The sequence below is a fragment of the Rhodanobacter ginsengisoli genome (genome assembly GCF_042657065.1).
Lineage (GTDB): Bacteria > Pseudomonadota > Gammaproteobacteria > Xanthomonadales > Rhodanobacteraceae > Rhodanobacter > Rhodanobacter ginsengisoli.
In genome coordinates this window covers 319572-332570 of record NZ_JBHSNF010000001.1, presented here as the reverse complement: position 1 = coordinate 332570, position 12999 = coordinate 319572, and the positions used below count along the sequence as shown (strand labels likewise).

The window sequence follows — 12999 nt, the reverse complement described above, 5'->3', positions numbered from 1 at the left end:
CTGTAGCATTGCCGACATGACCGAGCAGCCTGAATCCCCTCCTGAATCGACCACCCACTTCGGCTTTCGCGACGTCCCCGTCGCCGAAAAGCAGAAGCTGGTCGGGCAGGTGTTCACCTCGGTGGCGCGCAGCTACGACCTGATGAACGACCTGATGTCGTTCGGCGTGCATCGCCTGTGGAAGCGCCATTTCGTGGCGGTCAGCGGCGTGCGCCGCGGCGATCGCGTGCTGGACCTGGCCGGCGGCACCGGCGACATCGCCGCGCTGCTGAAGCCGGTGGTGGGTGAGCAGGGCGAGGTGGTGGTCGGCGACATCAACGCGGCGATGCTGGGCGTCGGCCGCGACCGCATGACCGACCGCGGCCTGGTCGGCGGCCTGCGCTGGGCCCAGCTCAACGCGGAGATGCTGCCGTTTCCCGACAACAGCTTCGACGCGGTGACCATGGCCTTCGGCCTGCGCAACGTCACCGACAAGGACAAGGCGCTGGCCGACATCTGCCGCGTGCTCAAGCCCGGCGGGCGGCTGCTGGTGCTGGAGTTCTCCAGGGTACAGAGCGAACTGTTCGGCAAGCTCTACGACTTCCACTCGTTCAGGGTGCTGCCGAAACTGGGCCAGTTGTTCGCCGGCGACGCCGACAGCTACCAGTACCTGGCCGAGTCGATCCGCAAGCATCCCGACCAGCAGACGCTCAAGGGCATGATGGAACGTGCCGGCTTCGGCCGGGTCGAGGTGCGCAACCTCAGCGGCGGGATCGTGGCGATCCATCGCGCCTACAAACTCTGACGACACCCGCGGCACCAACCCCCGAAAGGGACTGAACGCGGGTCGGAGCAGCAACCGGCCATGCCCAACCGTTATCGTCATTTTGCCGCCATCAGTGCCCTGCTCGGCTGGCTGGCGCTGGCGTTGCAACTGCTGCTGTCGATCCAGCTGACGGTGGCGAACGGCCAGGGCGTGCTGACCGGGGTGTGGATCTACCTCGGCTATTTCACCGTGCTGACCAACGTGCTGGTGGCGTTGGCGTTGACCGCGGCGGCGCACAGCCGACCCGGTTCGATCCGAAGATTTTTCCGGCGCCCTGACGTGCATACCGCCATCGCGATGAGCATCGTCATCGTCTGCGCCATCTACAACCTGATGCTGCGCCAGCTGTGGCATCCGCACGGCTGGCAGATCGTCGCCGACGACGCCCTGCATGTGTTGATGCCGCTGCTGTTCGTGCTGCACTGGTGGCTGGCCGTAGCCAAGTCGACGCTGCGCTGGGCCCAGATCGCGTACTGGCAAAGTTACCCGGCCATCTATTTTGTCTATGCGCTGACGCGCGGCGCGGTGAATCACTGGTACCCCTACCCGTTCCTCGACGTCGCCACGCTGGGCTATCTCCACGTGCTGCTCAATGCCTGCGCGGTGCTGCTGGTGTTCGTCGCCGTGGCCTCGCTGCTGCTCGCGCTGGGACACTGGCAGGTGCGGCGCGAGGGAAAGGCCATCGTGGTACGCGCGCAGCCCTGACCGATCGGACGCGATTCAGCCCGCTGGCACGCGCAGATCCTCCAGCAATTCGCCTGAGCGCGGCATCTCCTCCTCGTGCTCGGCGTCGCGCCAGCTTTCCTGCAGGGCATCGGCGTACCAGCGACGCATCGCCGGCAAGTCGAGCAGCCGCTGCGTGTAATCCGCCGCCGCCTGACCGAGGGCGATGCCGTAGGTCTGGATGCGGAACGCCACCGGCGCGAAAAACGCATCGACGGCGGTAAACCCCGGGCCGGCAAGGAAGGGACCGCCGAACCGGCTCAGTCCCTCGCTCCACAGTTCGTCGACACGCGCGATATCGGCAGCCAGCGCCGTCGGCAGGTCGCTCCGCAAGCGGATGCGCACGCCACAGTTCATGCCGCAGTACTGGCGCAGGGCGGAAAAGCCCGAATGCATCTCTGCCGCGGCACAACGTGCCCACGCCCGTGCGACGGGATCGGACGGCCAGGCCTCCGGATGACGTTCGGCCAGGTACTCGGCGATGGCCAGCGTATCCCACACCACGGTGGCGCCGTCATGCAGACACGGCACCTTGCCGTTCGGCGAGAACGCGCGGAACGCGTGCCAACTGGCACCGTTGCCCTGCGCGAACGTCACCAGCCGCTCCTCGAACGGAATGCCCAGCGCACTGAGCAGCAACCATGGCCGCAGCGACCACGACGAGTAATTCTTGTTCGCGATGTAGAGCTGGTACATGCCGCGGGTCCGCTCGGGATCAGTTCTGTTCGCAGGCTTCGGCCGGCGGCGGCATGCTCGGCAGGGCCCGTCGCCGCACGTTCGCCAGCGCCACACCGGCCACCGTGACCACGCCGCCGACGAGGGTCAGCAGGCCCGGGCGTTCGTCCAGCCACAGCCAGCCGATCAGCACCGCGATCGGCGGCGAGAAATAGATGAAGCTGGACACCTGCGAGGCGGATGCGCGCCGCAGCGCCGCATTCCAGGCCATGTAACCGACGAAGGTGGGCGCGATGCCCAGCCACAGCAGGGCAGCCACGTGCGACCACGGCGCCGCCCGCAGCGCGCCCGCGAAACCGGTGGCGAACGGCAATGCACCCAAGGTGCCGGCGAACAGCGTGAAGGCGGTGACGCCGATCATGCTGCTGCGGGCAAAGAACGGCTTCAGGCCGACGAAGAAGATCGCCGAGGCGAGCACGCTGAGCAGCACCAGAATCGCCATCGGCTGGAACTTCACCTGCTTGCCGCTGGCCAGCACCACCAGCACCACGCCGACCAGGGCCACGCCGAGACCGATCAGGGTGCGGGCGGACAGCCGTTCGTGCAGCCATACCGCCGAGACCGCCGCGGTGGCGGCGGGCACCAGCGAAATCAGGATCGATGCGGTGCCGCTGGCGATCCGCGTTTCGGCGTAATTGAGGCACAGGTGATACACGGTGAGCCCGATCACCCCGAGCAGGGCCAACTGCGGCCAGTCGCGCCGCGCCGGCAACGCGACTCGCCTCGCCGCCAGCAGGGCGGCGAAGCAGACCGAGGCAATGGCCAGCCTCGCGAATGCCACTTCGCCGGGAGTAAACGAAGACAGCGCGTAGGCGATTGCCGCGTAGGCCGACGACCAGGTCAGCAGGGCGACGCCGATCAACAGGAGCGTGCGCCCGTCAAGGCGCTCAGAGGTATCCATGGGGACGGATTCCGATGCAGGGGAAGTGCGCATCCTAGTCTTGACGAGGGCGCCGAGGAATAATGCATCAAGTCATGATCGACATGTTCAGCCAACGATTGAAGCCATCAACGAGTGATCCTGCCTTGGAATCGAAACCCGAATTGGACAGCAAGGATTGGCAGCTGCTGGAAGCGCTGCAACGGGATGCCCGCCTGGGCTACGCCGAGCTGGGGCGCAAGGTGCAGCTTTCCGCGCCGGCGGTAGCCGAGCGGGTCAGGCAGCTGGAGGATGCCGGCGTGATCACCGGCTATCGCGCCACGATCGACCCCAGGCGCCTCGGCTACGCGATCAGCGCCATGATCCGGCTGCGCTGCGACGGTGTCACCTGCGCCCGCATCGGCAGCCTGGTGGAGGACATTCCCGAGGTGCTCGAATGCCGCCGGCTGGCCGGCGAGGATTCCGCCCTGCTGCATGTGGTGGCGATGTCGATCGGCCATCTCGAGGCGGTGCTCGACCGCCTGCTGAAGACCGGCGCCAGCACCAGCACCACCACCCTGATCGTGCTGCAGACGCCGCACGCGCATCGCCCGCTGACCCGCGCGATGTGGCAGGCCGCGCAGGCCATGTCGGGCGACTGACTCGCACCTAGCAGCCTGTCGGACTTTGCTCGGGCGGGCTGCGAATCCGTCTGTGCGGTCCATATTTTCGCTGCTTCCTGACCCATAGAGCCACTATGGGCCGGCGAAGCGTCGAAAATCTGTCCTCGCACAGCCGAATTCTCGCCTCGACCAGCAAAGCCCGACAGGCTCCCAGTACTTTTGTCACGGTCGCCCGCGCGACCAGGCACGCATACTCGGACGCTGGTTCGATGCCACAGGGGTTCCCATGCGCCACCTGATTTCCCTCCTGCTGGCGGGCGCGTTCGCGCTTGCGCTGGCTGCTCCCGCTCCCGCCTACCCGGCCGCTGCCGGCGGCAAACCGGCCGATACCGAAGGTGGCACCACCCCACCCGTCGAGAGCGCCACACGGACGCAGCACCGCGTCAGCATCGGCGGCCATGCCATCGATTACACCGCCACCGCCGGCACGCTGATCATCCGCGACGACAAGAACGAGCCGCAGGCCAGCGTGTTCTACGTGGCCTATACGCTGGGCAAGGGCGGCCCGGACACTAGCGGGCGAAATCACCGGCCGCTGACCTTCCTGTACAACGGCGGCCCCGGCTCCTCCAGCATGTGGCTGCACATGGGCTCGTTCGCGCCGATGCGGATCGAGACGGCCAGTCCCGCCGCGACCGCGCCGCCGCCGTACCACCTGGTGCCGAACCAGGACAGCCTGCTGGACAAGACCGACCTGGTCTTCATCGACGCCGTCGGCACCGGTTACTCGCGCGCGCTGGGCAAGGCGACCGGCAAGGATTTCTGGGGCGTGGACCAGGACGTCTCGGCATTCACCCGCGCGATCCAGCGCTACGTCGACATCAACCGGCGCTGGAATTCGCCGAAGTTCCTCTACGGCGAAAGCTACGGCACCACCCGTTCGGCGGCGCTGGTCGATGCGTTGCAGGACAAGGGCATGGCCTTCAATGGCGTGATCCTGATGTCGTCGATCCTCAACTACGGCATCCGCATCCCGGGCTATGACGAGAGCTACGTCGGCTACCTGCCGAGCTACGCGGCGGCCGCCTGGTACCACGACAAACCGGCCCACAAGCCGGCCGACCTGAAGACCTACCTCGACCAGGTACGCGCCTGGGCGCAGGGCCCGTATGCCGCCGCGCTGGCGCAGGGACAGAACCTCCCGCCAGCCCAGCTCGATGCAGTGGCGCGCCAGTTGGCCGCCTATACCGGGCTGTCGGTGTCATTCGTCAAGCAGGCGAACCTGCGCATCGACCTGGGGCGGTTCCGCAAGGAGCTGCTGCGCGGCCAGCGCCTCACCCTGGGCCGCTTCGACAGCCGCTTCACCGGTACCGATCCCGATGCCGCGGGCGAGAACCCGGACTACGACGCATCGGACGCCGGCATCAGCGGCGCGTTCGTCGCGGCGTTCCACGACTACCTCGACAGGCAGCTCGGCTACCACAGCAAACTGGACTACCGACCCACCTTCGGCGAGATCAACAAGCACTGGGACTGGAAGCACAAGGCCGCCGATATCGAACACCCGCTGCCGCTGGCCTACGTCGCCGGCGACCTGGCCCACGCGATGCGCAGCAACCCCCACCTCCAGGTGTTGTCGGTCAACGGCTACTACGACTTCGCCACGCCGTTCTTCATCACCGAGTACGACCTCGCGCACATGAATCTCGATCCCTCGCTGCGCGGCAACCTGCAGTTCCTGTACTACCCGTCGGGGCACATGATCTATCTGAACACCGACGCGCTGAAGCAGCTCAAGGGCGATCTCGCCCATTTCTACGATCGCGCCGCACCGCAGCGCTGAGAGGGAGTTACCGACCATGCGCCAATCACCGCTCGCCCCATTCGCCCTCGCCCTGCTGATGTGCCTCGGCAGCCCCGTCCACGCGGCCGATGCGCCGAAGGATGCCGCCAAGGCGCAGTCCGACAAGGACGGCAAGAAGGACGAACTGCCGATACCGCCCGAACGCAGCGTGGTCACCCGGCACAGCGTGCGCATCGATGGCCGCAGCATCGGCTACAAGGCCACTGCCGGCACCCTGCTGATCAAGGACGACAAGGACAAGCCCGCGGTCAGCGTGTTCTACGTCGCCTACACCGTGGACGACGGCAAGCCGGACCGGCGCCCGGTGACGTTCATGTTCAACGGCGGCCCCGGCTCTTCCAGCATGTGGCTGCACATGGGTTCGTTCGGTCCGGTGCGGGTGGCCAACAAGGGCGACCAGCCGATTCCGCCACCGCCATACCAGACCGTGCCGAACGAATACAGCCTGCTCGACAAGACCGACCTGGTCTTCGTCGACGCGCCCGGCACCGGCTACTCGCAGCTGGTCGGCGCGGCCAAGGGCAAGGACTACTACGGCGTGGACCAGGACGCCGCCGCGTTCGCGAAATTCATCACCCGCTACGTCGGCGACAACCATCGCTGGAACTCGCCGAAGTTCCTGTTCGGCGAGAGCTACGGCACCACCCGTTCGGCGGTGCTGGTGAAGCTGCTGCAACAGCAGGGCATGGAGTTCAACGGCGTGGTGCTGATGTCCTCGATTCTCGACTTCAGCGTGTGGGCCAATACCGGCGTCGACCATGCCTACGTCGTCAACCTGCCGACCGAGGCGGCGATCGCCTGGTACCACGACAAGGTCCCGGGCAAGCCGGCCGACCTCGCCGGCTTCCTGGCCGACGTGCGCCGGTTCGCCGGCGGCGACTACACCCTGGCACTGGCCAAAGGCGACGCGCTCGCACCGGCCGAGGCCGATCGCATCGCCGACCGGCTGAGCAAGTACATCGGCCTTTCGCCGACCTACATCAAGGAGGCGAACCTGCGCATCGATCCGAGCCGTTTCCGCAAGGAACTGCTGCGCGACCAGCGCCGCACCGTGGGACGTCTGGACGGCCGTTTCGAGGGCATCGATCCGGACGCCGCCGGCGAGACTCCCGACGGCGATGCCGCCAGCGACGCCGCCACCGGCGCCTACCTGGCCGCGTTCAATCAATACGTCGCCACCGAGCTCAAGTTCAGCGGGAACCGCTCCTACCTGCCCAACAACTACGGCGTGATCAACCGCGGCTGGGACTGGAAGCACAAGCAGGGTCGCGGCTTCGGCTTCACCCAGGCGCCATACGTCGGCAGCGACCTGGCCTCGGCGATGCGCCGCAACCCGCACCTGAAGGTGTTCTCGGCCAACGGCTACTACGACCTGGCCACGCCGTTCTATGCCACCGAATTCGACCTGGGCCATCTCGGCCTCGACCCGTCGATCCGCAAGAACATCGAGTTCGGCTTCTATCCCTCCGGACACATGATCTATTTCGACATCGATGCACTGAAGCAGGTGAAAGCGGACCTGGCACGCTTCTATGATGAGGCGGCGCCGCGCACCTGAGCAGCCCAGACAAACCGGATACCGCCGATGACCCGCAAGCCACCCGACCCGCCACCCGTGGCGAACGACCCGCCCCCGGCCGACCCGCAGCGGCGACGCCTGCTGGGTGGCCTGCTGCTGGGCGGCGCGGCGCTGGGCATCGGCGGTTGCCAGGCCGCCAGCGGGCAGCGCCCGCCTCCCCATGACACCGCGGAATTGCCCGCGGAGGCGGTCGACGCGCTGCTGCAGGAACACATCCGGCACGTGGTGGTGCTGTACGCGGAAAACCGCAGCTTCAACAACCTGTTCAGCGGATTCCCCGGCCTGCAGCAACCACTCGAAGCACTGCCGCCGGAACGCTACCGCCAGCGCGATCGCAACGGCGAACCGTTCACCACCCTGCCGCCGATATGGCAGGGTCTGGTGCCGCACAAGCAGGTGGTCAACCACCACAGCTACAAGATCGGCGAGCACGACATCACCGGCCTGCCGAACGCGCCGTTCGCCCTGCGCACGCCGGCGGGCGAGCCGCTGCCGCACGGCGTGGTGACGCGCGACCTGGTGCATGCGTTCTATCAGAACCAGCTGCAGATCAACGGCGGTCGCAACGACGGCTTCGTCGCCTGGGGCGACAGCGGCGCGCTGGTGATGGGCCACTACGCCGACAGCGCGGTGAACCTGCGGCTGTGGCGACTGGCCGAGCAGTACACGCTGTGCGACAACTTCTTCATGGGCGCGTTCGGCGGCTCCTTCCTCAACCACCAGTATCTGGTCGCGGCGCAGCCGCCGTTCTACCCGCACGCCGACCAGAGTCCGGCGAAGTTCGGCATCGCCACCACCGCGAGCGGCGGCGCCACCGACGTGCAGCTCAAGCTCGCCGACGACTCCCCCGCCAGCGCGATGCAGGGCAAGGCGAAGTTCGCCACGCCGAATACGCTGACCCCGGATTTCCACGCGGTGAACACGATGGGTCCGCCGTATGCGCCGGGCTTCAGCCAGGACCCGCACGACCCGGCACTGGCCGATGCCGCCAATCCCAACACCTGCCCGCCACAGACCCACCAGCACATCGGCGACCTGCTGTCGGCCAAAGGCATCGACTGGGCCTGGTACGCCGGTGCGTGGCAGGCCGCGCTGGATGGCCACGGCGATGGCGTGGCGGGCGAGTTTCCGGAGCAGCCCAACTTCCAGCCGCACCACCAGCCGCTGAACTATTTCGCCAGCCTGGCGCCCGGCACCGCCGCACGTCGGCAGCACCTGCGCGACGGCGGCGTGGGCGAAACCGCCGGCAGCAATCATTTCCTGGCCGATGTCGCGGCGGGCAAGCTGCCGCCGGTGACGTTCTACAAGCCGCAGGGCGACCTCAACATGCACGCCGGCTACTCCGACGTGGAGGCCGGCGACCGCCATCTCGCCGGCGTGGTGCATGCGCTGCAGGGCAGTCCGCAATGGGCGCAGATGCTGGTCGTGATCACGGTCGACGAGAACGGCGGCTGGTGGGATCACGTGGCGCCGCCCAGAGGCGACCGCTGGGGGCCGGGCACGCGCGTGCCCGCCATCGTCGTCTCGCCGTTTGCCAGACGCGGCCATGTCGATCACACGGTCTACGACACCGGCTCGATCGCCCGCTTCATCACGCGCCGCTTCGGACTGCCCAGACTGCCCGGCCTGATACTGCGCGAGCAGTCCATGATCGCCGCCGGCGGGCCACCGCCGGGCGACCTCACGGCGGCGCTGCAGTTCGACACCCGCTGATCACCCGCACCACGGAGCCCTGCCATGCGCGAGCTGTATCCCGAGATCGAACCGTACCGGACCCATCGCCTCGCGGTCGATGCGCTGCACACGCTGCACGTGGAGGAATGCGGCAACCCGGCAGGCCTGCCGGTGGTGTTCCTGCATGGCGGGCCTGGCGCGGGCATCTCGACATACCACCGTCGCTTCTTCGACCCGGCGCGCTACCGCATCGTGCTGTTCGACCAGCGCGGGGCCGGCCAGTCCACTCCGTTCGCCGAACTGATCGACAACACCACCGCGCATCTGGTCGCCGACATCGAGGCGATCCGCGAACGGCTCGGGATCGAGCGCTGGGTGGTGTTCGGCGGTTCGTGGGGGTCGACGCTGGCGCTGGCCTATGCGCAGGCCCATCCGCAACGCACGCTCGGCCTGGTGTTGCGCGGCATCTTCCTCGGCCGACCGCAGGAACTGCGCTGGTTCAACGAGGCCGACGGCGGCGCCTCGCAGATCTTCCCCGAGCGCTGGGCGCGCTTCCTCGGTTTCATTCCTCCGGAGGAGCGCGGCTCGCTGCTGGATGCCTACTGGCAGCGCCTGAACGGCACCGACGAGGCGGTCCGGCTCGCCGCGGCGCAGGCGTGGAGCGCATGGGAAGGCGGCAGCACCACGCTGATCCACGATCCCGACGCGCCCGGCATTTTCGAGGAGCCGCAGAAGGCGGTCAGCCTGGCGGTGATGGAGGCCCACTACTTTCGCCACGCGCTGTTCCTCGAGCCCGACCAGCTGCTGCGCGATATCTCGCGCATCCGGCATATCCCGGCCACCATCGTGCACGGCCGCTACGACATCATCTGCCCGGTGAAGAGTGCCTGGGACCTGAGCCAGGCGTGGCCCGAGGCGGCGCTGCGCATCGTGCTGGCCGGGCACAGCGCGGCCGACCCCGCGATCGTGGACCAGCTGGTGGAAGCCACCGACCAGCTGGCCGATCGCTACGCCTGATCCGGGCCGGCGGGTGGCTAGTGTGGTGTTGCGCGTTGGGGGCTCGACCCGGCCTCGGCCGGCAGCAGATCCGGTTGCGCGCGGTACCAGCGTCCCGCATGCAGCAGATGGAATTTGCGCTGGCCGTCGGTCAACGCCACGGCCAGCCCCAGCACGCCCCAGCGCGCGTACAGATCGCCGCTGGGCTTGCCGTCGCGGATGCGCAGGTGCGCGAACAGGTCCACGCGCCGGTTGCTGGCGACCAGGTGGTCGAGGATGAAATCACCACGCTGCGCCTCGATCCGGACGTGGGCGGTCGCGTTGCCGTCATTGATCACGTTGGCGATCCACTTGGGAAACGCGCTGCGGTCGGCAAACAGCGACAGCAACAGGCTGACGTCCTTCATCTCGATCGTGGCAGCGCCCTGCATCCGCATCGGTTGATCCCAGTCCAGCCGCGCATCCTGCAGGGTGATCCGGGCCCACCACGGCGGCGCACGGGAGCCCTCGACGCGCACGCCATCGAGGCCCAGGGTGAAGTCCTTCAGGTCGAAGGCATGCCCGCTGCGACTGGCGCGGTCGAGTCGGGTGTCCATCTTCAGGTCGCCGCTCAGGCGCGACACACCCAGCGCAAGCCGCGCATCGGGGCTGCTCATCTGCATTCGGCCGGCGCTGACATCGCCGTTCTCGTCGATGCGGAAGTCGGTGCTCATGCGCCCGTGGCCACCGAGGAAACTCAGGCTCTTGCCGGGCAGGTAGCGGTTGTACGCGCGCAGGTCGGGCACCTCGGCGTCGGCGAAGTGCAGTCGTGCCAGGAAGTCGCGGCCCAGCTCGGCCAGCGTGGCCGAGGTCCGCATGTCCACCTGCAACGCCTGTCCGCGCAGGTAGGCCTGGCCCGGGGCGCTGCGGGGCGCCAGGGTGAACCGGTCCACGGTCAGGCCGACCAGCGTGTTCGCGCCGACCGCGGCCGCCACTACGCGCGCCTGGGCGTGCGCGTTCCCGGCGAACACGTTGTCGAGCACGCCGGCGGCCAGGTCGACCGTGGGTACCTCGACGTGACTGCCGGGCAGCAGCGTGCCGGCGTCGACATGCAACTGGCCATCGATGTCGCCGGCGCCGTCCAGTTGCAGCCACGGCCGGGACGACGTCAGCGGCGTGAGCCAGCGTAGCGAGGCGAAATGCCAGCGCCAGTCCGCGGTGCCGGAGAGCAGGTGCAACAGCTGGCCGGCCGATTGATCCGGCAGCCACCGCCGCGTGGCGACACGCAAGTCCGCTTCGAGGCGATGGGCCGTCTTCGCACCGCGGCTGCCGTCCAGCGGCCGAATGCGCGCGTGCATCATGACCCCGTCGGGCTGCACCGCCAGATCGAGCTGACCGCGGCGACGCTGTTGCGAGCCATCGGCATCGGTGATCGCCACCGGCGCATTCCACTGCAACGTCCCGCCCGGTGCGAGCACGCCGTGATGGAGCGAGAAGTCGGCGCTGAGATGACCGCCCAATGGTGCCGAGCTCACTGCCAGCGCGCCGGCCCGGCTGGCTCCCAGCGCGATCGTGGGCGTCGTCCCGGCCATGATCACGCGCAGGTCGGTCCGCTCGATCTTGCGCCAGCCCGCCGGCTGCTCATAGGTGAAAGAGTCCATCGCAATGCGCAGCTCGACGTGCGCATCGTGCAGCAGTTCCTGCCCGGCATAGCGCACCCGTGCCGCGGGCATCTCCAGCCGCGAAGGGAAGACCTCGCTCGCGCCGCCACGCAACTGATGGGTGAAACCGATCCAGGACGCGGCCCGGCCGTCGCTGTCGGCAACCAGCTCACCCACGCGCAGCTGGCGCAGCGAAAACGTGGTCAGATGATCGACGGTGACGCGCCATGCGTCGGGCCGGAAAGCCGGCGGCTTCAGGTCGGCAGCAGCCATCTGCACATCGAGCTTCACCGTCGTGGCGCGGACCACCCCGAAGCGCAGCTCGCGGCGGAACAGCGGCCACAGCATGACCCGTCCCTGCGCGGAGTCGCCCCGGGCACTCCACAGCAACTTGCGGGCCTGCCCGCGCAACTGCAGCTGCTGCACGCCGATCTGCCCGGGCCACAGCGTCCACGCCCAGTCCCATTGCGCATGGAAGACCCGCGGATTGCGGTTCACCGCCGTGCGCGCCAGCGGACTGTTGATGAAACTGTTGCCTGCGAGCAGATAGAGCACGTACAGCACACCGGACAACCACAACAATCGACGCAGGGGTGCAGGCAGGGTGCGCATCGGGCTCGATTCGGGGGACGGACAAGCAGCATGGGCCCGTCGGTGTGATGACCGGGTGGATCACGCAGCGGCAGCCTGCGGCGAAGGCATTCCCGCGCAAGAAACGGAGTGCGGCAGCTGACCGTGTCGCCCACACTGGATCAGCTCCTCCACCGGGACCGCGCCATGCTGACCTTGTTCGACTACCTGCCGTCGCAGAACGCCTGGAAAGTGCGCCTGCTGCTGAACCATCTGGACCAACCGTACCGCACGGTGCCGGTGAGCATTTTCGATGGCGAGGGGCGCACCGAGACTTACCTGCGCATCAGTCCGACCGGTACGGTACCGGCGATCCGGCTCGATGACGGCCGCACGCTGGCCGAATCGAATGCGATCCTGACCTACCTGGCCGACGGCACCCGCTATCTGCCCGACGATCGCTACCGGCGCGCGAAGGTGCAGCAGTGGCTGCACTTCGAACAGGAGCGGGTGGAATCGGTGATCGGCGCGCTGCGTCACTGGACGATGACCGGCAAGCTGGCACGGCGCTCGCCGGAAGTGGTCGAGGGCAAGCGCGTCGCGGCGCGACGAACCCTCGACATCCTGGAGGCCGAATTGCAGGCACGGCCGTTCCTCGTCGAGGACAGCTACACCATCGCCGACATGGCGGTGTTCGCCTATGCCAGCCGCGCCGAAGAAGCCGGCCTGTCGCTGCAGCCCTGTCCGCACATCCGCGCCTGGCTCACGCGGGTCGAGGCGCAGCCGGGGTTTCTCGCCACCATGCATCCGTATGCGATCGATCCCCATTCGACCAGGGAACTGCCCTAGCAAACTGCTTGGACCACGGCTTTCGTCACGGGCGAACGACGTGGAGGCAATGGCATACTCGGGGTTTCCCGGTTCGAGTATC

Annotated in this window: 11 protein-coding genes; 8 read left to right on the top strand and 3 right to left on the bottom strand. The window is 67.8% G+C overall.

Features of this window, described 5'->3' with window-relative positions:
* Nucleotides 1-16 precede the first annotated feature (16 nt).
* Both ubiE and ACFPPA_RS01340 read left to right on the top strand, forming a co-directional pair.
* Nucleotides 17-784, top strand: a complete 768-nt coding sequence (gene ubiE, locus ACFPPA_RS01345; protein ID WP_377316518.1) for a bifunctional demethylmenaquinone methyltransferase/2-methoxy-6-polyprenyl-1,4-benzoquinol methylase UbiE — start codon at nt 17-19, stop codon at nt 782-784.
* A gap of 60 nt (nt 785-844) precedes the next feature.
* Nucleotides 845-1510 carry a Pr6Pr family membrane protein gene (locus tag ACFPPA_RS01340; protein WP_377316516.1) on the top strand — a complete coding sequence of 222 codons (666 nt, stop codon included), beginning with the start codon at nt 845-847 and terminating at the stop codon, nt 1508-1510.
* A 15-nt stretch (nt 1511-1525) separates the two neighbouring features.
* On the opposite strand, the gene ACFPPA_RS01335 is transcribed toward ACFPPA_RS01340, so the two are convergent.
* Nucleotides 1526-2224 carry a glutathione S-transferase family protein gene (locus ACFPPA_RS01335; protein ID WP_377316514.1) on the bottom strand — a complete coding sequence of 233 codons (699 nt, stop codon included), beginning with the start codon at nt 2222-2224 and terminating at the stop codon, nt 1526-1528.
* Between the two features lie 19 nt (nt 2225-2243).
* Entirely contained in the window at nt 2244-3164 is a 921-nt protein-coding gene (locus ACFPPA_RS01330; protein WP_377316512.1) for a DMT family transporter, read from the bottom strand.
* A gap of 125 nt (nt 3165-3289) precedes the next feature.
* Here ACFPPA_RS01330 and ACFPPA_RS01325 point away from each other — a divergent pair, with 125 nt between their 5' ends.
* The 5 genes from ACFPPA_RS01325 (at nt 3290) to pip (ending at nt 9879) form a co-directional block, all read left to right on the top strand.
* Nucleotides 3290-3784, top strand: coding sequence for an Lrp/AsnC family transcriptional regulator (locus tag ACFPPA_RS01325; RefSeq protein WP_377316510.1), 495 nt, complete (start codon nt 3290-3292; stop codon nt 3782-3784).
* A gap of 247 nt (nt 3785-4031) precedes the next feature.
* Nucleotides 4032-5588: a S10 family peptidase gene (locus tag ACFPPA_RS01320; protein WP_377316508.1), complete on the top strand. Its 1557-nt coding sequence runs from the start codon at nt 4032-4034 to the stop codon at nt 5586-5588.
* A 16-nt stretch (nt 5589-5604) separates the two neighbouring features.
* A complete protein-coding gene (locus tag ACFPPA_RS01315) occupies nt 5605-7167 on the top strand; it encodes a S10 family peptidase (protein ID WP_377316506.1) in 1563 nt (520 codons plus the stop codon).
* A gap of 27 nt (nt 7168-7194) precedes the next feature.
* On the top strand, nt 7195-8901 hold the full coding sequence (gene acpA / locus ACFPPA_RS01310) for an acid phosphatase (RefSeq protein ID WP_377316504.1): 1707 nt from the start codon (nt 7195-7197) through the stop codon (nt 8899-8901).
* Nucleotides 8902-8925: 24 nt separating this feature from the next.
* Nucleotides 8926-9879 (top strand): prolyl aminopeptidase, encoded by a 954-nt coding sequence (pip, locus tag ACFPPA_RS01305; protein WP_377316502.1) that lies wholly within the window; start codon nt 8926-8928, stop codon nt 9877-9879.
* A 17-nt stretch (nt 9880-9896) separates the two neighbouring features.
* Here the strand turns inward: pip and ACFPPA_RS01300 are convergent, their stop codons facing one another.
* Nucleotides 9897-12110 (bottom strand): hypothetical protein, encoded by a 2214-nt coding sequence (locus ACFPPA_RS01300; RefSeq protein ID WP_377316500.1) that lies wholly within the window; start codon nt 12108-12110, stop codon nt 9897-9899.
* 165 nt (nt 12111-12275) lie between these two features.
* Here ACFPPA_RS01300 and ACFPPA_RS01295 point away from each other — a divergent pair, with 165 nt between their 5' ends.
* Nucleotides 12276-12917 carry a glutathione S-transferase family protein gene (locus ACFPPA_RS01295; RefSeq protein WP_377316498.1) on the top strand — a complete coding sequence of 214 codons (642 nt, stop codon included), beginning with the start codon at nt 12276-12278 and terminating at the stop codon, nt 12915-12917.
* The last annotated feature ends 82 nt before the right edge of the window (nt 12918-12999 follow it).